Consider the following 23,059-nt stretch of genomic DNA (forward strand, 5'->3'; position numbering starts at 1 on the left):
GACAATCCGGGCCGGCACGCTGGCCCCGGAAGTCCGCAACGCCCCGCTTTCCGGGGAGTCCGCCCTGGCGCGGTCAGGCCTCGATGCCCGGCAGCGCGGTCGCGCCGCTCATGAAGCGCTGCACATCAGGATCGACGCGGATGTCGCTCGGCCGGAGCGGGCGGGAGAGATACAGCCCCTCGAGCTCGGTGAGGCGGCTGAGGGCCACATAGGTCTGGCCCGCGCTGAACGTGCCCGAACCGAGGTCCACGATGGCTCGGTCGTAGGTCTTGCCCTGGGATTTGTGGATGGTGACCGCCCAGGCCAGCCGCAGCGGGAACTGGGTGAACTCCGCCACGATGTCTTTCTTGAGGGTCTTGGTCGAGGCGGAATAGGTGTACTTGAACTTCTCCCAGATGGCCGGCTGCACCTCGTGAACCTCGCCCTCGACCTCCACGAACACCGTCGACGAGATCTTCGTGACCGTGCCGACCGTGCCGTTCACCCAGCGCTGGCCGCCCTCTCCGGCGGAATCGTTGCGCAGGAACATCACTCGCGCCCCCACCTTGAGCTGCAGCGACTCGTCGGCGGGATAGGAACGCCCGCCGAACTCCCCGCTGACATCGGCCTTCGCCGTCTTCACAGCTCCCGGAAGCCGGGCGAGGGCGGCCGCATTGATGCGGTTGACGGTGTCGTTGCGGGTGGCGAGGGTGATCGTGCCATCCGTCGGCGCCGGGCGGGCGCCCGTCTCGTTGAGCCTGCCCGCGATTTCTGCGGTCACCATGCCGTGCCGCACGGCATTGAGCATGAACTTGAATTCGGCCTCGTGCTGGCGGTGGATGGTGGTCAGCTCGAAGATACGCAACTCGGTCTCCTGCCAGACTTTGGCGTCGAAGAACCACATCGAACGGTACTGGTCGGTGAAGTAGGCGCGCTCATCGGCATCCCCCGGCACCGGAGCGAGTTGGTACGGATCGCCGAACAGCACCACCTGCACCCCGCCGAACGCGGTGAAGGGCTTCTGGCGCGCCTGTCGAAGGCTGCGGTCGATGGCATCCACCAGGTCGGCGTTGACCATGGAGACCTCGTCGATCACCAGGGTGTCGATGGTGTTGAGCAGCTTGCGCAGCTCGGGCACCTGATCGATCGCATGGTCGGCGATCACCCCGATCGGAAGGCGGAAGAGCGAGTGGATGGTCTGCCCGCCCACATTGAGCGCGGCCACTCCGGTGGGGGCCGCGATGACCACCTGCTTGGAGGTATTCCACGACAAGTGGTTCAGCAGCGTCGACTTGCCCGTTCCCGCGCGACCCGTGACGAAGATGTTCTCGCGACTGTTCTCGATGAGCTCGAACACGGCGGCTTGCTCGGTGGAGAGTGTGAATTCGGCCACGACACTCCTTCTTCCTGGCATTCGGACAGCACTCCAATCTACCGCCGCCCGTAGCCCTGAGACCTCGCGCGGCACCCCCCTGTAGAGAAGCCCGGCTCGGGACGGCCACTTAGGATGTGGAGATGCCGCCCCGAATCCTTGCTCGCTGGCTCGTGCTGGCAGGGGCACTGTTGATCGCATTCCTCGGCACCGTCACCACCCTCAATCTCACCCTCTACAGCGCGTCGGGATTCGTGGCCTCCTACCTCGACGCCGTCGCCCGTCATGACGTCGACGGCGCCCGGCGCATGCCGGGCGTCACGACCAGCACGAACGGGACCGACGAGCTTCTCGCCCCCACAGCGCTCGCGCCCCTCACCGACATCCACCTGTTGAGGGACACGGATGACGGTGGAGGCCGCCACACCGTCTTATACGGTTACACGATCGGGGGCAGCACGGGAACGTCGTCCTTCGAGGTGGAGCACACGGGACCGCGTCTCGGCGTCTTCTCCTCCTGGGAATTCGTCGACTCCCCGCAGGGGTTGCTCAGCGTCACCGTCCAGAACGGCGATGGCGTGGTGGCGAACGGTGTACACCTTCCCCGAGTCGCCGACGGACGCGCCCATTCCTACCGGGTGCTGACTCCGAGCCGGGTCGTGCTCACCCACACCTCCACCTACCTCGCCTCCGCGCCGGTGACGGCCCGGGTCGATGAGCCGGCCAGCGTCACGGAGGCGACCGTCGACATCCAGGCCAACCGCGCATTCGTGCGCGAGGTGCAGAAGGAGCTCGACCGGTTCCTCGCCGCCTGCACGACCCAGAAGGTGCTGCTGCCCACCGGATGCCCGATGGGGACCCAGATCACCGACCGGCTTCAGGACGCGCCGGCCTGGTCGATCGTGAGCTACCCGATCGTCACGATAGTGCCCGGGGCGAAGCCGGGCCGTTGGCAGATCCCCGAGACCGGCGGCCTCGCCCACCTGAAGGTGAAGGTCAAGTCGATCTTCGACGGAAGCCTCTCGACCTTCGACGACGACGTGCCGTTCACCGTGCGCTACCTCATCACCTTCGCCGGCGACGGCAGCCCGGTGATCACCGCCCAGTACGACTGATCGCGCCAGGGCCGCGCAGGCCTACCGCCGGGCGGCCCGATCGGCCAGCATCCGGTTGTATTCGACCAGCTCAGCGTCGCCGTCGCGTTCCGCCTTGCGGTCGAGCCGTTTGGCGTCCTTCGCATCGCTCTTCGACCACATGATCGCCACGGTGATAGCGAGGATGATCGTCGGGATCTCGCCGACACTCCAGGCGATGCCACCACCGGTCTGCTGGTCGGCTATCGCGCTCACACCCCAGGCCCGCCCCATCGCGCCGTACCAGTTCGCGAGCAGGAGGCCTGTGCCGGTGATGAGCGACAGCCCGAAGAACGCATGGAACGCCATCGTGCCGAGCAGAACGAGCAGCCGCATGGGGTACGGCGCACGATAGGGAAGCGGATCGACCCCGATGAGCGCCTGCACGAACAGGTATCCCGTGATCAGGAAGTGCACGATCATCCAGGTGTGCCCGATGTGATCGGTCGTCGCCCAGCTGAACAGCGGGGTGTAGTAGAAGACCCACAGCGAGACCACGAAGAGCACCGCGGCCACGATCGGGTTGGAGAGCACCGCCGACACCCGGGAGTGGACGAAGAGCATGATCCACTCGCGGGGGCCGCGGCTGCCGTCCGACCGCTTCGCGATCGTACGAAGGGCGAGCGTGATAGGGGCCGCCGGCACCAACAGCACCGGGATCATCATGCCGAGCAGCATGTGCCCGAGCATGTGCACACTGAAGAGGTACTTCTCATACACGTTGATCCCGCCGTTGGTCACCCAGAACAGCAGGGCGAGCCCGGCAAGCCACAGCACCAGCCGATGCACGGGCCACTTGTCGCCCCGGCGGTGCAGCCGCACCACCCCGGCGATGTAGAAGAAAGCGAGGAACGCGATCAACAGCACCCAGAGGATGTCGAAGTTCCACGTGGTGAAGTAGCGCGAGAAGGTGAGCTCCGGCGGCAGGGGAGCCTGGGTGAGGATCCAGGCGGGGGTCGTGAGCGTCGCGTCCTGCGAAACCGGCGTCGCGGTCTTCGCGAGGGCGGCGGCCACCCCGGAGGCAAGCCCCATGAAGCCGAGCTCGGCCGCGATCAACCACCAGAAGAACCGGTTGCCGCTGTTGGCGGAGGACTGCATCTTCGCCACGAGGAATCGCCGCTGCCCGAGCCCGAACAGCCCGAGGGCCAGGAGGGCGAAGATCTTGACCAGCACGAGGATGCCATAGGGCGTCAGCAGTTGCGTGATGGTGCCGACTCGAAGCGCCGCATTCACGTAGCCGGACGCCGCGACGACGACGAAGCAGATGATCGCGAGGGTGGAGTAGCGGGAGATGATCGGCCCGATCCGTCCGCCCTCGAGGGTTTTGCGGATGATCACGATGGTGACGAGTCCCCCGAGCCAGATCGCCGCGAAGACCACGTGGAGACCGAGGGAGGTGACCGCGGCATCGTGCCCGGCGGCATCCGCCGAGTGTCCCTGAAGCGCCTGCGGCACCAGTCCGACCGCGGCGAAGAGCGTCACGAAGACGAGCATCGTGCGGTTGCGCACCGCGAAGCACAGCACGGTGACCACGGCCGCGATGAGGGTGCTCGCGAGCCAGGCCTGCCCGATCTCCTGGTTGGTGAGGAAGTCCCCCAGCACGCTTCCGAAGTCCGCATCGAGCGTGATCGGCTTCGTGTAGAAGTTCATGAAGGTGAGGAAACTGGTGGCGGCCGACGCGATCGCCCAGAAACCCGCCGCGCCGGCGGCGATGTCGAGAGTTCGGGAGAACTCGGGCTGGTCGGCGCTCATGGCGAAACACAGCAGCACGAGCGAACCGAGCGTGACGGCCACACCGAGATTGAAGAGCATTGTGGAGATCGGGAGGCCGTAGCGCACGAGCGCACCCGGATCGATCAGTCGGGGGGCGTCGGCGGCATGGCCGAACGCCAGCGCGGCGAACAGGGATGCGAAGGCAACGACCAGGAGCAGCGCTGGACCGGCGATTCTCACGATCCGTGGCACGGCATAAGCCTAGGCGAGCCGTCTGGGCGCCGGCTCCGGGTGGGCGCGCCCATTAACGACCGAAGGGGATGCCGACCGCGAGGTCGGCATCCCCTTCGAGACGCTAGAAAAAGACTACTTCGCAGCGGCCTTGAGCTTGCTGCCGGCGCTGACCTTCACGCCGTAGCCCGCCTTGATCTGGATGGCCTCACCCGTGGACGGGTTGCGACCGGCACGAGCGGCACGGTGGGTGCGCTCGACCGCGAGCCAGCCCGGGATCGTGACCTTGGTGCCTTCGCCGACCGAAGTGGCGAGGGTTCCGAACAGGGCGTCGAGGACGCCGTTCACTGCAGCCTGGCTCTGGCCAGACTCAGCGGCAACTGCCGCGACGAGCTCGGTACGGTTTAGTGACTTGTCAGCCATTGAAGTCCTCCTCGGACGTTGTGCTTTTCAGAACAATCAGTGCTGCTCAGGCGATCAGTTGTGTCGATTGGCAGTTCGGTTGCTTGGATCGAGATGCGGTCGCGGGGCGCAAACCCCGCAACCGCCTGTAATTTACCAGCTTGACTTGGTAATACCGGGCAATTCGCCCCGGTGAGCCATATCGCGGAAACGCACACGGGAAACCCCGAACTGGCTGAGGAAACCACGCGGACGGCCATCGATGGCGTCACGACCGCGAACGCGCACCGGAGAGGCGTCGCGCGGAAGCTTCTGCAAGCCGAGGCGAGCGGCTTCGCGCTCGGCGTCGGAGGATGCGGGGTCGACGAGAGCCTTCTTCAGCTCGAGTCGCTTGGTCGCATAGCGCGCGACCACGATCTTGCGCTGCTCGTTGGCAGCGATCTTGCTCTTCTTCGCCATGGTTAGCGCTCCTCGCGGAATTCGACGTGCTTGCGGACTACCGGGTCGTACTTCTTCAGCACGAGGCGGTCGGGGTCGTTGCGGCGGTTCTTCTTGGTCACGTAGGTGTAACCGGTGCCGGCGGTGGAACGGAGCTTGATGATCGGACGGACGTCCTGCTGCTTTGCCATTAGATCTTCACCCCACGGCCCAGGATGTCCTTGACCACTGATTCGATGCCGCGAGCATCAATGACCTTGATGCCCTTGGCGCTCAACGTCAGCGTGACGCTGCGCTTGAGCGACGGAACGTAGTACGTCTTCTTCTGCACGTTCGGGTCGAAGCGACGCTTCGTCCGGCGGTGCGAGTGCGAAATGTTGTGTCCGAAGCCGGGAACGGCTCCAGTCACCTGGCACACTGCGGCCATGGTTTTCCTCCGATTACCGTAGAGACGAGGTGTCTCTACCCAAGATTTCTTGTCGGCACACACCACCCACCGAATGAACGTGGAGGGTTTGTGTACAGGCCACAGCGCAGAGTGCGCGCAGCAGCGTCCAATACTACGGATGCCGCGGGCACTTCGCAAGGCGAGCGGCGGGTCAGGAACAGACCTTACCGATCGCGGTGAACTCGGTCTGCACGTTGGTGACGGCCGCCTTGAGCTTGGTGGTGTCGGCCGAGGGGTTGCCGATGACGGCCTTGACCTCCACGATCATCTCCTTGATCGAGTCATCCGCCGCCGTGCCCGCCTTCTTGACATCGGCGTTGGAGACCTTCTTCAGGCCGGCGTCGAACGCATCAGCAACCGACTGGAGTCCCGTGATGGCCTTGTCAGGATTGGTGGAGATCTCGCCGAAACTCGACGCCAGCTCTGTGGTCGAGGCGCTCACCGAGGTCTCGAGCGACTTGCAGGCCGCCGCCTTCGTCTGGGTGGCTGCCGCCGGCGACGATGCCCCGGGTGCGGAGCATCCGGTGAGCGCGAGAGCGAGTGCAGCGCCGGTGAGAATTGTGGCGAAAGCGGTACGGGACAGTGTGGACATGAGGTTCCCCCAGAAGTTGTGGTGTTTTGCCTGTCGAGCCTAGCCGGGGGGAACGGGGGGAACGGCGAAACGGTCAGACCTTCGCCGAACACGCGGCGCAGAGCCCGAAGACATCCACGACGTGGCTGGCATCGGTGAATCCGTTGTCGGTCGCGACGCTGTGCGCCCAGGCCTCGACGGGATCCGCTTCGATCTCCACGGTGAGCCCGCAATTGCGACAGATCAGATGGTGATGATGTTGCCCGGGAGTGCACCGGCGATACAGGCTCTCACCCTCGACCGACTGCAGGGAATCGGCCTCGCCTTCGACGGCGAGGTCGGAGAGAGCGCGGTAGACGGTAGCGAGCCCGATGGGGGAGCCGCCGTCCCGGAGGGAGGAATGGAGTCCCTGGGCGCTGACGAAACCCTCGCTCTGCCCGAGCGCCTCCCGAACGGCTTCGCGCTGCCAGGTGTTGCGTCGCACGGTCATGCCGTCGCCTTTCCCACGACCGGTCCGCTCGCCGAGACCCCCGCCGACCGCCGGCCATTGTCGCCCCGGCGAGCCTGTCGCGCACCGACGACGCGGCAGACGATGTAGATCAGGAACGAGATCGTCGTGACGTAGGGGCTGATCGGAAGGCCACCGCCCAGGGCGAGCAGGATGCCTCCCACCACCGAGACCACGGCGAAGATCACGCTCAGCAGGGGCGTGAGGAACGGAGACGCCGTCACCCGCATGGCCGCCGCCGCGGGGGTCACGAGCAGCGACAGCACGAGGAGCGCCCCGACGATCTGGATCGACACCGCCGTCGCGAGTCCAAGCAGGATCATGAAGATGATCGAGATCGCGGTGACCGGCAGTCCCTTGGCGCGCGCGACATCCGCATCGACACTCGCGAAGCTCAACGGTCTCCACACGACCACAAGGCCGGCGATCACGATTGCGGCGATGATGACGAGCATCAGCAGCTGCGGGTTGTCGACCGACACTATCTGCCCGGTGAGAAGGCCGAACTTGTTGGCGCTCCTGCCCTTGTAGAGGGCGAGGAAGAGGATGCCGAGCCCGAGCCCGAAGGGCATCAGCACGGCGATGATCGAGTTGCGTTCGCGAGCCCGAGCGCCGAGGATTCCGATCAGCAGGGCCGCGAGAAGGGATCCACCGATCGACCCGGCCACGACATTGATCCCGAACAGGAGCGCGGCGGATGCCCCGGCGAAACTCAGCTCGCTGATGCCGTGCACCGCGAAGGCGAGATCCCGCGTCATCACGAACGGACCGATCAGGCCGCCCACCACACCGAGGAGTGCCCCGGCGATGATCGAATTCTTGACGAGCACGAGGAGCTCGCCGTAGTTGTCGAATCCGAAGATCTGGTGCCAGAGGTCGCCGTTCAACTTGCCGCTCCGACATGGTGCTCCAGATGATCGTGCACGCCGTATCCCTCCGGCGCTCCGAGCACGACGATGCGGCCACGACTGCGGATCACCTCGACCGGGGTGTCGTACATGTAGGAGAGCACTTCGCTGCGCAGCACCTCGTCGGGCGTGCCGACCCGGAAGCGTCCGCCGGCCAGATACAGCACGCGATCAACCATTCCCAGGATCGGGTTCACGTCGTGGGTGACGAAGACGACCGCGGTGTTGAGCGCCTTGCGTTGCTCGTCGATCAATTCACTCACCTGGCGTTGGTGATGGAGGTCGAGCGAGATCAACGGTTCGTCGCACAGCAGCAGCCGAGGGTCACCCGCGATGGACTGGCCGACCCGCACGCGTTGCTGCTCGCCGCCGGAGAGCGTCGACACGGGCACGTTCGCGTAGTCGGATGCCCCGACAGCCTCGAGGATGCCATCGACCTTCGTCCGCACTGCCCTCGACGAGATCGGCAGGCCCCAGCGATGACCGTTGACCCCGAAGGTCACCAGATCCCGAGCCCGGAGCGGCGTGCCCTGCTCGAGGAGTTTCTGCTGGGGGATGTATCCGATCTGACGGCTGCCGCGGCCCACCGGCCGGCCGAGGAACTCGATCGAGCCCGAGCTGAGCTGCTGCTGTCCGAGGATCGTCTTCAGCAGACTCGTCTTGCCCGTGCCGTTGGGGCCGAGAACCGCGAGGAACTCTCCCGCCTGGATGTCGAGGTTCAGGTTGCGCCAGAGCTCGCGGTCGCCGAAAGAGAGCGTTGCGGCCCGCAGGCTCAGCACCGGTGGGACGGATGACATGGACGGCTTCTTCTCTCGAAATTCTGTGACCTTCGGGCGGCTCACCCCGGCGCGGACTATTCCAGGGCGGCTTTCACCGCGGCGAGGTTGTCGGTCATCCAGGTCAGGTAGTGCTTGCCCTCCGGCAGGCTCTCGGTGACCGGGACGACGGGCACTCCCGCCTTCTTCGCGGCAGCGAGAACCTGCTGGGTCTCGGGACCGCTGGTCTGCTCATTGTAGGCAAGCAGCTTCACGGCGTGCTCGCTGAACAGGGCGAGGGTGTCGCGGAGCACGACGGGCGAGACATCCGTTCCCCCTTCGATCGCCTCGCTGAACTTGGCCGGCGTCTTGTTGACAAGCCCGGCGGCGTCCAGGAGGTAGAGCGGCACCGGTTCGGTGATCGCCACGCCCTCCCCGGCGGAGGTGGCCTTGATAGCCGCCTCATCGCTCTCGAGCACCGCAAGAGCGGCCGTGAACTTCGCCGCATTGGCGGTGAATGTGCCCGCTGCGGCGGAATCCAGTTTCGTGAAGCTCGTGACGATGCGGCCGACGACCTTCTCTACAGTCGGGAAGTCGTACCAGAGATGCTCGTTGAATTCTCCGGTCGCGGGCGTCTGGTCGTAGCCGGAGATCGTCGCCGCGTTCAGCACGGTTGCGTCGGAGTTGTTTGCGCCCTTCAGCAGGGTGTCGACGAAATCGTCGTAGCCCCCACCGTTCTGGATCACGATGTCGGCTTTCGAGAGGGCGAGCTGCACCTGCGCATCCGCTTCGTACGAGTGCGGATCCTGTGACGGGTCCGAGATGATCGAATCGACCGTCACGAGGTCGCCACCGATCTGGGAGGCGATGTCACCGTAGACATTGGTGGATGCCACAACACGGATGACTCCGTCGTTGGCGTTGGCCGAGGACTCGGCCGCGGGGCCGGAGCCGGCCGCGCACCCGGAGAGGAGCAGTGCGGCCCCGAGTGCCACGGCGGAGATGACTGGTGCGGTTTTCGAGCGCATTGTGTGACTTTCTAAGTCGTGCTGGTAACAGTAATGAGATTCGTTATCAATAGTACACCCCAGATCGGGTGCGCTCGACGCATCCTCGACCCCTCTCGATATTCTTGATGAATGTTCATAGCGCTATTAGTCGTCGCCGCCGCAGCCGTGACTGTCGCGGGCATCACCATCGGCTGCGCGAGGGGGAGCATCCCGATCAATTCGGTCTTCGGAATCCGCATCCGTAGCGTGATGATGAGCGAGGCGGCCTGGCGAGCCGGTCACCGTGCAGCTCTTCCGGCAGAGCTGACCGGCGCCGGCATCGCACTCGGTGTCGCCCTTGCGGGGTTCCTTCCCCCGTTGGAACCCGCGGCGCGACTTCTCTCGATCGTCGCCGCGGTCGTCCTGCTCGGGGCGACCATCGTCGCCGGGCTCTTCGCGAACCGGGCCGCTCTGGCCGTGGTCGGCGCCGGGACGGACAGCTGAGCGCGCCGGCGAGCTGATTGCGCTGCCATCCGTTGACTCTGCGGCGAATCGTTTGCCCGCACGGTCGACTATCGGCAGCAGAGTCGGTGGGGGCGCGACTTTCGGCCGCGGAGTCGTGCGGGGGTGAGATATTCGGCAGCAGCGTCCACTGCGCCACGCAGAGTCGCCCGCGCCCTCCCGGGCCGACCTCAGTCGAGCAGGAGGGCCGGCTCTTCGATGACACTCGCGACGTCGGCGAGGAAGCGGCTCGCGACATCCCCGTCCACTATGCGGTGGTCGAAGCTCGCGCCCAGCGTGGTGACGAAACGTGGACGCACCTCGCCGTCGACCACCCACGGCTTCTGCTTGATGGTGCCCATCGCCACGATGGCGACCTCGCCGGGATTGAGGATCGGTGTGCCGGTATCCATGCCGAAGACGCCGATGTTGGTCACGGTGATGGTGCCGCCGGCCTGGTCGGCGGGGCTCGTCTTGCCGTCGCGGGCGGTGATCGTGAGCTGCTCGATCGCCGAGGCGAGTTCGCGCAGCGAGAGCTCCTGCGCCTCCTTGATGTTCGGCACGATGAGTCCGCGCGGGGTAGCGGCGGCGATACCGAAGTTCACGTAGTGCTTCACGATGATCTCGCTGTCGGTCCACTGCGCGTTGACCGTCGGGTTCCGGCGCACTGCCCAGATCATCGCCTTCGCCATGATCAGGAGCGGGGAGACCTTCACCCCGGCGAAGTCCGTGGACGTCTTGAGGCGTTTGACGAACTCCATGGTGCGGGTGGCGTCGACATCGACGAAGAGGCTCACATGCGGCGCCGAGAAGGCACTCGAGACCATCGCGGTCGCTATCGCCTTGCGCACCCCCTTCACCGGCATGCGCTCTTCGCGATCGCTGCCCCACGCGGGCGTCTCGATGTTGCGGAAGAGCGTGCCCTGCGAGGCCTGACGCACGACGTCCTCGCGCGTGATCTCGCCGGCGAGACCGGTGGGGGTCACCTCGGCGAGGTTCACCGCCAGGTCTTTGGCGAGCTTGCGGATCGGCGGCTTCGCAATGATGGCGGACGCGGATGCCGCGGGCACCGAGCTCGGGCGGGGCGCCGATTCGGGCGCTGAGGCTGCGATACCGGATGCTGCGCTGGTCGAGCCCTCCGCACCAGCGGCACCCGCTGCCGGGCGCGCACGGCGAGATGCCACGTGTCCCTTGATGCCGTACCCGACGAGCACGGCTCCGCCCCCGTCGCTCGATCCGGCGGTTTCACTCGAGATGCTGCCGGCCGTGTCGCTGACTGTCTCGGTGCCGGTGTCGGTGCCTTCCGGCGCGGGCGCCTCGTCATCCACTCCCGACGAGACGGAGATGATCGGAGTTCCGACATCCACAGTCTGGCCCTCCGCCACCAGGATCGCGGTCACCGTGCCGGCGAAGGGCGAGGGCAGCTCGACCAGTGACTTCGCGGTCTCGATCTCCACGAGCACCTGGTTCACGGTGATCTCGTCACCGGGCTTGACCCTCCACGCCACGATCTCGGCCTCGGTGAGTCCTTCCCCGACATCCGGGAGGGTGAATTCTGAGCTGGTCACGATGGTCCTTAGCTGGTAGGCCAGTGCGAGTTAGTACGCCAGGGCGCGGTCGACGGCCTCGAGGATGCGATCGGCGTCCGGAAGGTAGACGGTTTCGAGTTTTGCGGGCGGGAAGGGCGCGTCGAAGCTCGAGACCCGCAACACCGGGGCCTCGAGCGAATAGAACGCCCTCTCGGTGACGGTCGCGGCGATCTCGGAGGAGATGCTCACCGATCCCGGCGCTTCGGATGCCACGACCAGTCGACCGGTCTTCTGCACCGAGGCGATGATCGGGACGTAGTCGATCGGCGAGAGCGAGCGGAGGTCGATGACCTCGACGCTCGTCCCCTCCTGCTGCGCGAGCTCGGCGGCCTGCATCAGCACGTTGACCATCGCCCCGTGGCCGACGAGCGTCACCTCGCTTCCGGTGCGCACCACCCGGCTCGAGTGGAGCGGGGAGGGGCTGGCATCGAGGTCGACCGGCCCCTTGTTCCAGTAGCGGCTCTTCGGCTCGAAGAACAGCACCGGGTCGTTGCTGGCGATCGCTTCCTGGATCATCCAATACGCATCGTTCGGGGTGCTCGGGCTCACGACGCGCAGGCCGGGAGTGTGGGCGAAGTACGCCTCCGGGCTCTCCTGATGATGCTCCACGGCGCCGATGTGCCCGCCATACGGAACGCGGATGACCACGGGCATCGTGATGCGGCCCTCGTGGCGGCTCGTCATCTTGGCGAGCTGCGAGGTGATCTGGTCGAAGCCGGGAAAGATGAAACCGTCGAACTGGATCTCGCAGACCGGGCGGTAGCCGCGCATGGCAAGTCCGATCGCCGTTCCGATGATGCCGGACTCGGCGAGCGGGGTGTCGAACACGCGCCGTTCCCCGAACTCGGCCTGCAGGCCCTCGGTGACACGGAAGACGCCGCCGAGCGGGCCGATGTCCTCGCCCATCAGCAGGACCTTCGGGTCGTCGGCGAGCGCCTTTCGGAGCCCGGCGTTGAGCGCTTTGGCCAGGGGCAGTTCCTCGGTCATCAGGCGGTGCCCCCCAGGCTGGCCTCGTAGTAGGCAAGCCACTGCTTCTGGGCATCCATCACGGGATGCTGTTCGGAGTAGACGTGATCGAAGATGAGGTCCGTCGAGGGCACGGTGAGCTCGAGGGTGCGGTGGCGCAGGTCGGCGGAGAAGTCCTCGGCCTCCGTCGCGGCGGCCGCGAAGAAGTCGTCGCCCTCGCCGCGGCCGCGGAGATAGCTCGCGTACCGGGTGATCGGATCCTTCGCCACCCAGGATGCGGTCTCGGCATCCATCCGGTACTTCGTCGGATCGTCGCTCGTGGTGTGCGCGCCGATGCGGTAGGTGAGGGCCTCGATCAGGCGGGGACCCTGTCCCGACCGGGCCTCGTCGAGATTCTTGCGCGTGACCGCGTAACTCGCGAGCACGTCATTGCCATCGACCTGGATGCCGGGCATGCCGAACCCGCTTGCCCGCAAGTAAAGCGGCACCCGCGACTGCACGCGGACCGGCACGGAGATGGCCCACTGATTGTTCTGCAGGAAGAAGACTTCGGGAGCGTTGAAGCTCGCCGCGAAGACGAGTGCCTCGCTGACATCGCCCTGGCTCGTCGCCCCGTCTCCGAAGTAGACCATGACGGCCCGATCGGTCTCCGGGTCGCCGGTGCCGGTCTCGCCATCGAGGGTGATTCCCATGGCGTACCCGGTGGCGTGAAGGGCCTGCGATCCGAGGACGAGAGTGTAGAGGTGGAAATTGCCGCTCTCCTCCGGGCTCCAGCCGCCGTTCGTCACGCCGCGCATGAGACGCACGATGTCGACGACGTCGACGCCCCGGATCATGCCGATCGAGTGTTCGCGGTAGGAGGGGAACAGGTGGTCCTGGGCGCGCGCGGCCCGGGCGGACCCGACCTGTGCGGCCTCCTGCCCGTGGCTCGGTGGCCAGAGCGCGAGTTGGCCCTGGCGCTGCAGGTTGGTGGCCTCGAGGTCGAACCGCCGGGTGATCACCATGTCGCGATAGAACTGTCGCAGCGCGTCATCGGAGAGCGCGTCGATGTAGGGGAGGTACTCCGCCGCCGTGTCGTCCGTCTGGATGGTGCCCTCGGTCGAGAGAAGCTGCACCATCTGTGCGGTTCCTGCCACGGTGGCCTCACAGTCCTGTAGTCGATCGGGGTGGCGGGTGTTCTTCATCGGCGGGGACGGGCTGATTCCGCGCCGGCCGCCGGCGACGTTCTAATCTAACGCGGGCTCGGACCGGCGCGTTGGTAGGGTACGCACAACCTCCGCCGCGGCCTTTAGGAGTTTATCCACAGACTGGGATTCCCCGATCGAGACGCGGATGCCGTCGTCGCCGAGCGGACGCACCACGATTCCTGCGTCAGAGAACATCTGCGCCGCAGCCGCCGTCGCGCCGCTGGTGGCGAGCCAGACGAAGTTGCCGTGCGGGCGCGGCACCGGCCAGCCCTGGTCGACAAGCGCACGCCAGACCTCGTCCCGACGCACGGCGAGCGCTCGTACGCGGTCGAATAGCAGCTCCTCGTGGTCGAGCGACACGAGGGCCGCACGTTGCGCCGCCTCGGTCACGGAGAGGGGAATGGAGGTGGTGCGCGCGGCATCGAGGATGTACTCCGGCCCGACGGCGTATCCGATCCGCAGCCCCGCGAGGCCGTAGGCCTTCGAGAAGGTGCGAGCGACGACGAGGTTCGGGTACCTCCCGCTGAGCGTGCTGCCGTCGACCACCGACTCGTCGGTGACGAACTCGATGTACGCCTCGTCGAGGATGACGAGGATGTGCGCCGGGACCGCAGCCATGAAGTCCGTGAACTCTTGGGCGGTCACGATCGAGCCGGTGGGGTTGTTCGGGCTGCAGACGATCACCACGCGGGTGCGATCGGTGATAGCAGCCAGCATGGCCGGCAGGTCGTGGCGTTCATCGGCGGTATTCGGCACCGGCACAGAGGTCGCGCCGGCGACGGCGACGAGTCCGGGGTAGGCCTCGAACGAACGCCAGGAGTAGACGACCTCGTCTCCGGGTCCGGCGGCCGCGGAGATGAGTTGCGCGAGGATCGAGACGGAACCGGCGCCGAGGTGCACCTCCTCCATGCGAACTCCGAAGCGCTCCGCGAGACGCGTTCGGAGTGCCACCCCGGCGGCATCGGGGTAGCGGTTCACCCCGGAACTGGCGGCTATCGCCGCCAGGACTTCCGGGATCGGGTCGAAGGGATTCTCATTGGAGGAGAGCTTGAACGCGTCAGTGTCGGCGGGCTTGCCCTGTTTGTAGGCCGCAAGCGCCACGATCTCCGGGCGCAATCGCACAGCGGTGGGGGGCGGGTTCGTCACCCCGCAAGCCTACGGGCAGCCGGCCGTTCGAGGCCGTCGGCGGTCGAATGCACAGTGACCTCCGTGCCGCTGGAGCGCCGGGTCGATTGCGTGCTTCAGTGCCCGGGCGGCATAGTGGACGCATGAGATTCCTGGTGCGCCTCCTGGTCAACGCCGTCGCCCTGTGGTTGACGACACTCATCGTGGCCGGCGTGACCGTGGTGGCCTTCCCCCCACAGGACACGCTCGCGGTGGTGCTCACCTATCTGCTTGTGGCCCTCATCTTCGGCATCGTCAACGGTGTGATCGGCAATTTCATCCGCATCGTTGCCTTCCCGCTCTACATCCTCACGCTCGGGCTCCTCGCTCTGGTGGTCAACGGCCTTCTCCTGCTGCTCGTGAGCTGGATCTCCGGAATCCTCGGCTTCGGCCTCGTGGTCGACGGCTTCTGGTGGGGCGTGCTCGGGGCGCTCGTGCTCGCCCTGCTCAGCTGGCTCATCGGCATCCTCATCCGCCCGATTGTCGGGCGGGATCGGCGCTAGCTGTATCTCGCACTCCGCGGTACAGCGTGGAGTCGACGCTCGTGGTGCCGTCACCGAAGCTGTCGAAGGCGTCGAGCGTCGTGACGACGCGTTTCTCGTGGGACGCGTCGACGAGGGCCGCCGTCTCGCGATAGCCGGCCAGCTGGTGAGCGGGGAACAGCACGTCTGTCGGCACCGGGCGGCCATCGAACAGCTCCCGGCGAACCAGCACGGGATCTGCGGATGCCCAGCTGCCGCCGACCGCCGGCACGATGTCGTCGGTGTGTTCAAGGGCGACCCAGGGGATGCCGGCCGGCACCTCGACCTGCGCGGCCGGTGCACCCAGGGTGTACAGGCCGCGGGTGTCGAAGTCGCCGGATGCCGCCAGTTCCGCCGCGATGAGGCCACCCTGCGAGTAGCCCGTGAACAGCACGGGGGAGGATGCGGTCACCCCCGCCTCCGCCATCGCCTGCGTCACCGCCCGGTAGGAGCCGGCTTCCCGCCCCGCGACCGCGTTCATGTTGCTCGTCATGTCCCACGGCTCGGTGCCGGGCTCGAGGGAGAAGTCCCGGGTTCCACCGATGTAGACCTCGAAGCGGTCGGGCTCGCCCGGTTGTGAGTAGCGGTCGATGCGCACCTGCGCGGTTCCCTGCGGAATTCGGGCCGCCCGATCGCTGTAGCTCTCGGCTCTCGTCGCCGGAACTGTCTCCCCGGCCCGGGTCACCGACACCGCCGACTCGACGAGTGCCCCGCGCGCTCCGGCGACTCCCACCACGACGCTCGAAGAGGTCGCCAGTCCGACGATCCCGAGTCCCTCGTCACCGAGCGCGTGCACCAACTCCGGTGGAAGGTGAAGAAGGCCCCCGCCGAAATCGTCGGCGCTCATCACGGTGAGTCGCACCAGTTGCACCACCATCGGGTCGGTGAGCATCACGCTCTTGCCCCGCAGCCAGTCGGGAAGGGCACGCAACAGCGCCGCCCGCTTCTCCGGTGGCAGCAGCGCAATGCCGATGGCCGCTCCCACCCCGATGCCCAGCAGGGCCGGAAGCACCTCGAGCGCGATCACCGGAAGAAACAGCCCGAGTATCGCGCCGAAACGCGCGGCGGCCTCCTGCGCGAGCCGTTCCGCCAACCGCTCACCGAGTCCGTAGGCGTCCGCTGAGGCGTTCAGCGCGACCTGGAGTCGCTCTGCCGAGGGTGCCGCGCGGGCGAGGGCCGCAGCCGCGTCATCCATCGCCCGTTCCGCGGCGAGCGCGGCGGCGGGGGACGACAAGGAGTTGAGCTGCGGATACCCCACTAGGCGGTCGATGGTGATGAGTCGGCGATGGGATTCTGAGAGCACCGCACGCAGGTCGCCGAGGCGGCGCGCATCGTCGAAGAGCTCCGAGGTGGCCACCGCGATGGATCCTCCGCCTCCGATGACGAGGTCATCGGCCATGGGGCGCTCCGCCCGGCGATGCCAGCGTTGCCAGCGCGGCACGCGTATCCCGGATCGCATCATCGATGTGCGCACCGGCCGACAGCACCTGTGTCGAGAGTTGCTGAAGGGCAAGCACGTACATGCGCCGCGCGTCCCCGCTCCACACTCCACCACCTCCCGCCGGCGGAAGCAGCACCCGCGCGTGGGCGAGTCGATCGGCCACCCCGTCGAGCGCCGAGACCTGTTGGCGTAGCGCCCGTTCAGCCCCGTCACCGGCTATTCCACTAGTCATCCGTGCCCCTTTCCCGCACTCATGGTCCAGCGTGGAGGGCGTCCCTCGCCCCGCGACGACGGATGCTGCGCAGATCCCGCGCACGGCGCTGGCTGTGGAGGAGCATCGACGTGACCGCAGCCGGGATGTGCGGGAGAATGGGCGCATGAGTTTCGACCGCACCCTCGACGAGTCGGCACTCTTCCGCATCTGCTTCGTCTGCACCGGCAACATCTGCCGGTCCCCGATGGCCGAGACGGTGTTCCGGGAGCTCGTGAAGAAAGCCGGTTACGAAGGCGCAGTCACGGTGATCTCCGCCGGCACCGGCGATTGGCACGTCGGCGAACCATCGGACGCGCGCACGACCTCTGCGCTCAGTGCGCGCGGCTACGACGGATCCCGACACCGGGCGAAGCAGTTCGACCCGGAATGGTTCGACAACCTCGACCTGGTGGTGGTCTTCGACCGCAGCCAGGAGCGCATCCTGCGCGCGTGGGCCAACACCGAGCAGGATCGCGGCAAGGTGCAGATGCTGCTGAGCTTCGACAGCGAGCAGGCCGCCCAGGTCGACGTGCCAGACCCCTATTACTCCGATGCCGCAATGTTCGACGGCGTGCTCGGCATGATCGAAAAAGCCAGCGCGGCGCTGTTCCGCCAAATCGAACCAGGAATCCGACGGGTACCCTCATGAATCCCCTTCCCGAACAACCGCTCAGCCCGCTCGACGGCCGTTATCGTGCCGCGGTCACCGGACTCGGCGAGCACCTCTCCGAGGCGGGCCTCAACCGCGCGCGCATCCATGTCGAGGTCGAGTGGCTGCTGTACCTCACGGATCGCGAGCTGTTCGGATCCCACCGGCTCGACGCCGAACAGGCGAGGTCCCTCCGCGCCCTCGCCTCGGACTTCGGCCAGGTCGACATCGACGAGCTCGCCGCCCTCGAGGCCACGACCCGCCACGACGTGAAAGCCGTCGAGTACTACGTGCGCAAACGCTTGGTCGACCTTGGACTCACGGATGTCGCTGAGCTGACACACTTCGCCTGCACCAGCGAAGACATCAACAACCTCTCCTACGCCCTCACCATCAGCGCGGCGGTGCACGAGGTCTGGCTGCCGAAGGTCTCGGGAGTGATCGACGCCCTCTATTCACGTGCTGTCGACCACCGGGCGGATGCGATGCTCGCCCACACGCACGGCCAGCCCGCGACACCCACCACGGTCGGCAAGGAGTTCGCCGTCTTCGTCGGCCGGCTGCGTCGACTCGTCACCCAGGTCGAGGCGGTGGAATACCTCGGCAAGTTCAGCGGGGCCACCGGCACCTTCGCCGCCCACGTCGCCGCCGACCCGAGCCAGGACTGGCCCGCGATCTCCCGCGAGTTCGTCACCTCGCTCGGCCTGGACTGGAATCCGCTCACCACCCAGATCGAGCCACACGACTGGCAGGCGGAGCTCTACCAGCGCATCAGCCACACCAACCGCGTGCTGCACAACCTGTGCACCGACATCTGGACCTACATCTCGATGGGGTACTTCACCCAGATTCCGCAGGCCGGAACCACCGGGTCATCCACGATGCCCCACAAGATCAACCCCATCCGCTTCGAGAACGCCGAGGCCAACCTCGAGCTGTCGAGTGCGCTCCTCGACTCGCTCGCCGCGACTCTCGTCACCTCCCGCCTGCAGCGCGACCTCACCGACTCCACAACACAGCGCAACGTGGGCGTCGCGCTCGGCCATTCTGTGCTCGCTCTCGACAACATCCAGCGCGGGCTTGGAGAGATCGCCGTGAACACCGTGCGTCTCGCGGAGGACCTGGATGCCAACTGGGAGATCCTCGGCGAGGCGATCCAGACGGTTATCCGCGCCGAGGTCACCGCGGGTCGCAGCTCCATCGCGGACCCCTACGCCATGCTCAAGGAGCTCACCCGTGGGCGCCGGGTGGGGCAGACGGAGCTCATCGACTTCGTGCGAGCGCTGGACATCGGTGACGATGCCAAGGCGCGCCTCGTGGCGCTCACCCCCGCCGGATACGCCGGGCTCGCCAGCGACCTGGTGGACTACGCCGCGACGCAGTAGCGGTTCATCGCCGGTCGGCGCGTGTGCTTCCACATTCTCCGAGGCCGATAACGGGCGAATATCTGCTGTTGAGCGCACCCGTGTTCGAAATTCTGATGTCCGACGCGACATCCCTCCGCGCCAAGTCGAACGCGACATCTCGCCGCGCCGGCAGAACGCCACGGCACACCAGGGCGCCAGGCGGTTCTAGTGGCCGCTGTCTGACTGGTGATCCTGCTCGGTGAGGTCGATCTTCTCCGCGTCGTCGGGCTTCACGGCCAACGCGAGCATCGCGATCACGACGAGCGAGACGATGAAGGTGATGCCCGCGAACACGAGGGCGAGCGTCACCTCGCGGGTGCTGAACACGACGACGAATCCGATGAACAGCGCGACCACCGCCGAGATGACGACGTACTCGAAGGGCCGGAGGCGATCCCGGCGGCTCGGACGGTTGTTGTTCGGAGCGGTCACGCTCGGTTCTCGCTCTCTGCTTGATGCATCGTTTCGGGTTCGACTGAGGGCCCGGTGGATGCCACGGGCGCCTGGGTTCCCCACTTGGCCGAGAGCCCGGCGATCACCAGGAACACGGCGGAGATAGCGGCCAAGGCACCGAGCGCTCCGACCGCGACGACGGAGGCATCCAGCACCCGCTTCACGTGGTCGGGACCGGCGTAGACCTGCCGGTAGTCCGGGGGTATCAGCACGAAGGCTAGCGCGGCTGCGACGGTGATCGCTCCCACCGCGATCCAGTCTCCGGATGCCACGAAGCGACGCCTGCTGCGCACCCCGCTGTACAGCTCGAGGAAACCGGTGACCGCGGTGAACACGGTGAGCACGAGGAAGAGGTATCTCACCTCGGTGCTGTCGGTGCGTCCGCCGCTCACGAGCAGAGCGACGACTCCCGCGACGAGGGTGACCGCGGCCTGGGTCAGGAAGTACGGCCGCACGCGCGTGCCGCCGAGCCGGAGCCAGGCCACGGCGCCGAGCACCAGTGCCGCCACGACGCCGAAGACACCGAAGGCGAGCAGACCGAACTGTGCCGAGTGATCGGCGGAGAAAGTGATCACGAGGGCGAGCCCGGCCGCGGGCACGGCCCGGGCGATCGGCATCGGCCAGTAGGCGGCGCGCTGGGCGGCATCCTCGATGGCGGCCGACGAGCTGGACGGTGCGGGGGTGGTGAGTGACACGGCCAACCCTCTCCTGCCTGCCCTGTCGCCCGCGGGCGACGCCGCCGGGTGGGCGACCGAGCACAGTTTACGCTGCGCTACCCGTGAGCCTCCCCGATGCTCGTAGGCCCCGGAGCACGCGAGCGACAGCGACTCAAGATCAGGCCGGAGCCATGTCCTGGAAGCGGGAGAAGTGGCCCTGGAACGCCACGGTGATGGTCTTGGTCGGACCGTTTCGGTGCTTTGCAACGATGAGGTCGGCCTCACCCGGGCGGGTGCTCTCCTTCTCGTAGGCGCTGTCGCGGTGCAGGAGGATCACCATGTCAGCATCCTGCTCGAGGGATCCGGACTCGCGAAGGTCGGAGAGCGCCGGCATCTTGTCGGACCGCTGCTCAGGGCCACGGTTGAGCTGCGAGAGTGCGATGACCGGTACCTGCAGCTCCTTCGCCAGAAGCTTGAGCGCTCGCGAGAACTCGCTCACCTCCTGCTGGCGGGATTCGACCTTCTTGCCGGAGGTCATCAGCTGCAGGTAGTCGATGATCACCATCTTGAGACCGACCTTCTGTTTGAGGCGACGGCACTTGGCGCGGATCTCGACCAGGGTCATGTTGGGGCTGTCGTCGATGTAGAGGGGCGCGTCGTTGATCTGGCCGCGAGTCGACGCGATCTTGGTCCAGTCCTCGGTGTGCAGGGTGCCCTTGCGCATGCTCTGCAGCGGCACGGCCGCCTCGGCGGAGAGCAGGCGCATCGCGATCTCCGAGCGACCCATCTCGAGCGAGAAGAAGATCGACGGCATGTCGTGCTTGATGGATGCCGCGCGGGCGAAGTCGAGCGCGAGGGTCGACTTACCGAGCGCAGGCCGGGCCGCGACGATGATGAGCTGTCCACCATGCAGGCCGTTGGTGAGCTCGTCGAGCTCGGCGAAACCGGTGGGGACCCCGGTCATCGAGCCGTCGCGGCCGCGGGCCGCTTCGATCTCGTCGATCGCGGTGGTGACGGCGACGGTGAGGGGCACAAAGTCCTCCGCCTCGACCCCGCCCATGACGCCGTAGATCTCTGCCTGGGCGTTGTTGACGAGATCGACGACCTCGCCCTCGCTCGCGTAACCCATCTGCACGATGCGGGTTCCGGCCTCGACCAGTCGACGCAGCACCGCCTTCTCGGCGACGATGGTGGAGTAGAAGCCCGCGTTCGCGGCGGTCGGCACGATGCCGGTGAGCGTGTGCAGGTATTCCGCGCCGCCGGCCCGGATCAGCTCGCCGGTCTTGGTGAGCTCGTCGGTGACGGCGATAACGTCGGTGGGCTCTCCGTGCGCGTAGAGCGAGAGGATCGCGTCGAAGATGATCTCGTGCTTGGGGATGTAGAAGTCGACGGCCCGCACCGACTCGATGACGTCGGCCACCGCATCCTTGCTCAGCAGCATTCCGCCGATCGCGCTCTGCTCGGCGAGCAGATCGTACGGCGGAGTGCGCTCCGACGCGCGCTGGCTGGACTCCCGTTGTCCCGCGTCGCGGAGTTGTCCGTCGCCCTGGTTCGGCGCGAGGCCCAGGTGGGCTATCGACATCGTTCGCCCACTCTCTGTTGTCGCGTTCTGCGCGTGCAGTTTCACTGCTTCCAGTCTTACCGAAAGCAGCCGACATCCACCCCCGGGAGTCGTATGCGACCCGATCTCGCGGGAGGCACTGCCCCACACTAGGGATGCGTTGATTGGTCGGCAACCCCGCTTCGCTCTGTGCAACTTCGGCCTGTGGATAAAAGTGTTAGTAGATCGTGTGAAACGCGGCGCGTCGTGTGAACAACCTGTGGATTCAGCTGTGCATAACTATCGGTTTTCGACCAAAATAGTGGCTTTGATCTGCGTTTTCTCCGCTATGCGGCAATGTGTAGAAACATGTTTAGAGTGCGGGTTGAGGGTTGGGGGTCGCAGCTGAGGGGTTGTGTACAAAGGTGCCGGTCAGGGGCACAAACCCGTCAGCGGATTGACACGCGAAGAGGGGGTAGCAGGGGGCTTTCGCCTCCTGCTACCCCCTCTGGGACAGCGGTTATTCTCGAGCTGTGGTGCTGTTACTTTGCGGCGACCACGGTGAGAGTGATCGTGGCGACGAGATCGTCACGAAGACGCACGGTGGCCTCGTGCTGTCCCGTGGCCTTGATCGGCGACGAGATCTCGATCTTGCGCTTGTCGACGGCACCAAGGCCCGCTGCGGCGACAGCCTCGGCGACATCCGTCGTCTTGACCGAACCGAACAGGCGTCCACCTTCGCCGGCCTTGACGGTCAGCTTGACGGTGGTTGCCTCGAGCTTCGCCTTGAGGTCCTGTGCTTCCTCGATCGTGGCGTGCTCGCGTGCGACGCGGGCTGCTTTGATGGATTCGACCTGCTTCTCGCCTCCGCGGGTCCACGCGACAGCGAAGCCCTGGGGGATGAGGAAGTTGCGGCCGTAGCCGGTCTTGACGTCGACGACGTCGCCGGGGGCACCGAGACCGGTGACCTCGTGGGTGAGGATCAATTTAGACATATCCGTTGCTCCTAACGGCCTGAGCCGGCGTAGGGGAGCAGTGCCATCTCGCGCGCGTTCTTGACCGCGCGGGCGATGAGGCGCTGTTCCTGCACGGAGACACCGGTGATACGACGGGCGCGGATCTTTCCACGCTCCGAAATGAACTTGCGGAGAGTTGCGACGTCCTTGTAGTCGATAACACCGACGCGAATGGACTTCGCCGGGGCGGCGTTCTTGCCGCCCTTGAGAGTGCGGAGGGGCTTACGGCGATCGCCGCTGCTCTTTCCAGCCATGGTTTCCTGCTTTCAA

27 protein-coding genes are annotated in these 23,059 nt (G+C 66.4%); 5 read left to right on the forward strand and 22 right to left on the reverse strand.

Translation table 11 applies throughout. The features are described 5' to 3' along the window. Window positions 1-73: 73 nt before the first annotated feature. Window positions 74-1,372, reverse strand: a complete 1,299-nt coding sequence (locus ACVXZ4_RS18105; RefSeq protein WP_461796175.1) for an ATP-dependent DNA helicase — start codon at window positions 1,370-1,372, stop codon at window positions 74-76. A gap of 122 nt (window positions 1,373-1,494) precedes the next feature. Between ACVXZ4_RS18105 and ACVXZ4_RS18110 the strand changes: the two genes are divergently transcribed. Beyond that, window positions 1,495-2,466 (forward strand): hypothetical protein, encoded by a 972-nt coding sequence (locus ACVXZ4_RS18110; protein WP_461796176.1) that lies wholly within the window; start codon window positions 1,495-1,497, stop codon window positions 2,464-2,466. 21 nt (window positions 2,467-2,487) lie between these two features. Here the strand turns inward: ACVXZ4_RS18110 and ACVXZ4_RS18115 are convergent, their stop codons facing one another. The 10 genes from ACVXZ4_RS18115 to ACVXZ4_RS18160 all read right to left on the reverse strand — a co-directional run bounded on the left by ACVXZ4_RS18115 (window position 2,488) and on the right by ACVXZ4_RS18160 (window position 9,486). Beyond that, window positions 2,488-4,449, reverse strand: a complete 1,962-nt coding sequence (locus ACVXZ4_RS18115; protein ID WP_461796177.1) for a cytochrome c oxidase assembly protein — start codon at window positions 4,447-4,449, stop codon at window positions 2,488-2,490. Between the two features lie 114 nt (window positions 4,450-4,563). Further along, the gene (locus tag ACVXZ4_RS18120; protein ID WP_461796178.1) at window positions 4,564-4,851 is read right to left on the reverse strand and encodes an HU family DNA-binding protein; all 288 of its coding nucleotides are present in this window, start codon (window positions 4,849-4,851) and stop codon (window positions 4,564-4,566) included. A gap of 132 nt (window positions 4,852-4,983) precedes the next feature. Next, complete coding sequence (gene rpsN, locus ACVXZ4_RS18125; RefSeq protein WP_185201998.1) at window positions 4,984-5,289, reverse strand: 30S ribosomal protein S14; 306 nt, start codon at window positions 5,287-5,289, stop codon at window positions 4,984-4,986. A gap of 2 nt (window positions 5,290-5,291) precedes the next feature. Then, the gene (gene rpmG, locus ACVXZ4_RS18130) at window positions 5,292-5,459 is read right to left on the reverse strand and encodes a 50S ribosomal protein L33 (protein ID WP_185201999.1); all 168 of its coding nucleotides are present in this window, start codon (window positions 5,457-5,459) and stop codon (window positions 5,292-5,294) included. Continuing rightward, window positions 5,459-5,695, reverse strand: a complete 237-nt coding sequence (gene rpmB, locus ACVXZ4_RS18135) for a 50S ribosomal protein L28 (protein WP_185202000.1) — start codon at window positions 5,693-5,695, stop codon at window positions 5,459-5,461. The genes rpmG and rpmB overlap by 1 nt, the downstream gene beginning before the upstream one ends. Before the next feature lie 172 nt (window positions 5,696-5,867). Then, window positions 5,868-6,308: a hypothetical protein gene (locus ACVXZ4_RS18140; RefSeq protein ID WP_461796179.1), complete on the reverse strand. Its 441-nt coding sequence runs from the start codon at window positions 6,306-6,308 to the stop codon at window positions 5,868-5,870. A 73-nt stretch (window positions 6,309-6,381) separates the two neighbouring features. Continuing rightward, on the reverse strand, window positions 6,382-6,777 hold the full coding sequence (locus ACVXZ4_RS18145) for a Fur family transcriptional regulator (RefSeq protein ID WP_461796180.1): 396 nt from the start codon (window positions 6,775-6,777) through the stop codon (window positions 6,382-6,384). Then, window positions 6,774-7,682 (reverse strand): metal ABC transporter permease, encoded by a 909-nt coding sequence (locus tag ACVXZ4_RS18150; protein ID WP_461796181.1) that lies wholly within the window; start codon window positions 7,680-7,682, stop codon window positions 6,774-6,776. Before ACVXZ4_RS18150 ends, ACVXZ4_RS18145 begins: the two co-directional genes overlap by 4 nt. Next, the gene (locus ACVXZ4_RS18155) at window positions 7,679-8,500 is read right to left on the reverse strand and encodes a metal ABC transporter ATP-binding protein (protein WP_461796182.1); all 822 of its coding nucleotides are present in this window, start codon (window positions 8,498-8,500) and stop codon (window positions 7,679-7,681) included. The genes ACVXZ4_RS18150 and ACVXZ4_RS18155 overlap by 4 nt, the downstream gene beginning before the upstream one ends. Before the next feature lie 56 nt (window positions 8,501-8,556). Continuing rightward, window positions 8,557-9,486: a metal ABC transporter solute-binding protein, Zn/Mn family gene (locus tag ACVXZ4_RS18160; protein ID WP_461796183.1), complete on the reverse strand. Its 930-nt coding sequence runs from the start codon at window positions 9,484-9,486 to the stop codon at window positions 8,557-8,559. Window positions 9,487-9,597: 111 nt separating this feature from the next. Here ACVXZ4_RS18160 and ACVXZ4_RS18165 point away from each other — a divergent pair, with 111 nt between their 5' ends. Then, the gene (locus ACVXZ4_RS18165) at window positions 9,598-9,951 is read left to right on the forward strand and encodes an SdpI family protein (RefSeq protein WP_461796184.1); all 354 of its coding nucleotides are present in this window, start codon (window positions 9,598-9,600) and stop codon (window positions 9,949-9,951) included. A gap of 188 nt (window positions 9,952-10,139) precedes the next feature. Here ACVXZ4_RS18165 and ACVXZ4_RS18170 read toward each other — a convergent pair whose 3' ends face one another. From ACVXZ4_RS18170 to ACVXZ4_RS18185, 4 genes are all read right to left on the reverse strand, one after another. Continuing rightward, window positions 10,140-11,516: a dihydrolipoamide acetyltransferase family protein gene (locus ACVXZ4_RS18170; RefSeq protein WP_461796185.1), complete on the reverse strand. Its 1,377-nt coding sequence runs from the start codon at window positions 11,514-11,516 to the stop codon at window positions 10,140-10,142. A gap of 30 nt (window positions 11,517-11,546) precedes the next feature. After that, entirely contained in the window at window positions 11,547-12,524 is a 978-nt protein-coding gene (locus ACVXZ4_RS18175; protein WP_461796186.1) for an alpha-ketoacid dehydrogenase subunit beta, read from the reverse strand. After that, window positions 12,524-13,621 (reverse strand): thiamine pyrophosphate-dependent dehydrogenase E1 component subunit alpha, encoded by a 1,098-nt coding sequence (locus ACVXZ4_RS18180; RefSeq protein WP_461798024.1) that lies wholly within the window; start codon window positions 13,619-13,621, stop codon window positions 12,524-12,526. Before ACVXZ4_RS18180 ends, ACVXZ4_RS18175 begins: the two co-directional genes overlap by 1 nt. 108 nt (window positions 13,622-13,729) lie before the next feature. Next, entirely contained in the window at window positions 13,730-14,836 is a 1,107-nt protein-coding gene (locus tag ACVXZ4_RS18185; RefSeq protein WP_461796187.1) for a histidinol-phosphate transaminase, read from the reverse strand. A gap of 122 nt (window positions 14,837-14,958) precedes the next feature. Here ACVXZ4_RS18185 and ACVXZ4_RS18190 point away from each other — a divergent pair, with 122 nt between their 5' ends. Next, on the forward strand, window positions 14,959-15,357 hold the full coding sequence (locus ACVXZ4_RS18190) for a phage holin family protein (RefSeq protein ID WP_461796188.1): 399 nt from the start codon (window positions 14,959-14,961) through the stop codon (window positions 15,355-15,357). Here the strand turns inward: ACVXZ4_RS18190 and ACVXZ4_RS18195 are convergent. Continuing rightward, window positions 15,323-16,774: a hypothetical protein gene (locus tag ACVXZ4_RS18195; protein ID WP_461796189.1), complete on the reverse strand. Its 1,452-nt coding sequence runs from the start codon at window positions 16,772-16,774 to the stop codon at window positions 15,323-15,325. The two genes, ACVXZ4_RS18190 and ACVXZ4_RS18195, sit on opposite strands and share 35 nt — an antisense overlap. After that, window positions 16,764-17,048: a hypothetical protein gene (locus ACVXZ4_RS18200; RefSeq protein WP_461796190.1), complete on the reverse strand. Its 285-nt coding sequence runs from the start codon at window positions 17,046-17,048 to the stop codon at window positions 16,764-16,766. Before ACVXZ4_RS18200 ends, ACVXZ4_RS18195 begins: the two co-directional genes overlap by 11 nt. Before the next feature lie 145 nt (window positions 17,049-17,193). Between ACVXZ4_RS18200 and ACVXZ4_RS18205 the strand changes: the two genes are divergently transcribed. Both ACVXZ4_RS18205 and purB read left to right on the forward strand, forming a co-directional pair. Further along, a complete protein-coding gene (locus ACVXZ4_RS18205) occupies window positions 17,194-17,718 on the forward strand; it encodes a low molecular weight protein-tyrosine-phosphatase (RefSeq protein WP_461796191.1) in 525 nt (174 codons plus the stop codon). Beyond that, complete coding sequence (gene purB / locus ACVXZ4_RS18210) at window positions 17,715-19,103, forward strand: adenylosuccinate lyase (protein ID WP_461796192.1); 1,389 nt, start codon at window positions 17,715-17,717, stop codon at window positions 19,101-19,103. Before ACVXZ4_RS18205 ends, purB begins: the two co-directional genes overlap by 4 nt. A gap of 186 nt (window positions 19,104-19,289) precedes the next feature. Here the strand turns inward: purB and ACVXZ4_RS18215 are convergent, their stop codons facing one another. The 5 genes from ACVXZ4_RS18215 to rpsR all read right to left on the reverse strand — a co-directional run bounded on the left by ACVXZ4_RS18215 (window position 19,290) and on the right by rpsR (window position 23,043). Next, a complete protein-coding gene (locus ACVXZ4_RS18215) occupies window positions 19,290-19,556 on the reverse strand; it encodes a hypothetical protein (RefSeq protein ID WP_461796193.1) in 267 nt (88 codons plus the stop codon). Further along, a complete protein-coding gene (locus tag ACVXZ4_RS18220) occupies window positions 19,553-20,272 on the reverse strand; it encodes a hypothetical protein (protein ID WP_461796194.1) in 720 nt (239 codons plus the stop codon). Before ACVXZ4_RS18220 ends, ACVXZ4_RS18215 begins: the two co-directional genes overlap by 4 nt. A 139-nt stretch (window positions 20,273-20,411) precedes the next feature. Further along, entirely contained in the window at window positions 20,412-21,815 is a 1,404-nt protein-coding gene (gene dnaB, locus ACVXZ4_RS18225) for a replicative DNA helicase (protein WP_461796195.1), read from the reverse strand. Window positions 21,816-22,315: 500 nt separating this feature from the next. Continuing rightward, on the reverse strand, window positions 22,316-22,768 hold the full coding sequence (gene rplI, locus ACVXZ4_RS18230) for a 50S ribosomal protein L9 (protein WP_185202018.1): 453 nt from the start codon (window positions 22,766-22,768) through the stop codon (window positions 22,316-22,318). A gap of 11 nt (window positions 22,769-22,779) precedes the next feature. Next, window positions 22,780-23,043, reverse strand: coding sequence for a 30S ribosomal protein S18 (gene rpsR / locus ACVXZ4_RS18235; RefSeq protein WP_196830392.1), 264 nt, complete (start codon window positions 23,041-23,043; stop codon window positions 22,780-22,782). Window positions 23,044-23,059 lie beyond the last annotated feature (16 nt).

The sequence above is a fragment of the Lacisediminihabitans sp. FW035 genome, assembly GCF_054880895.1.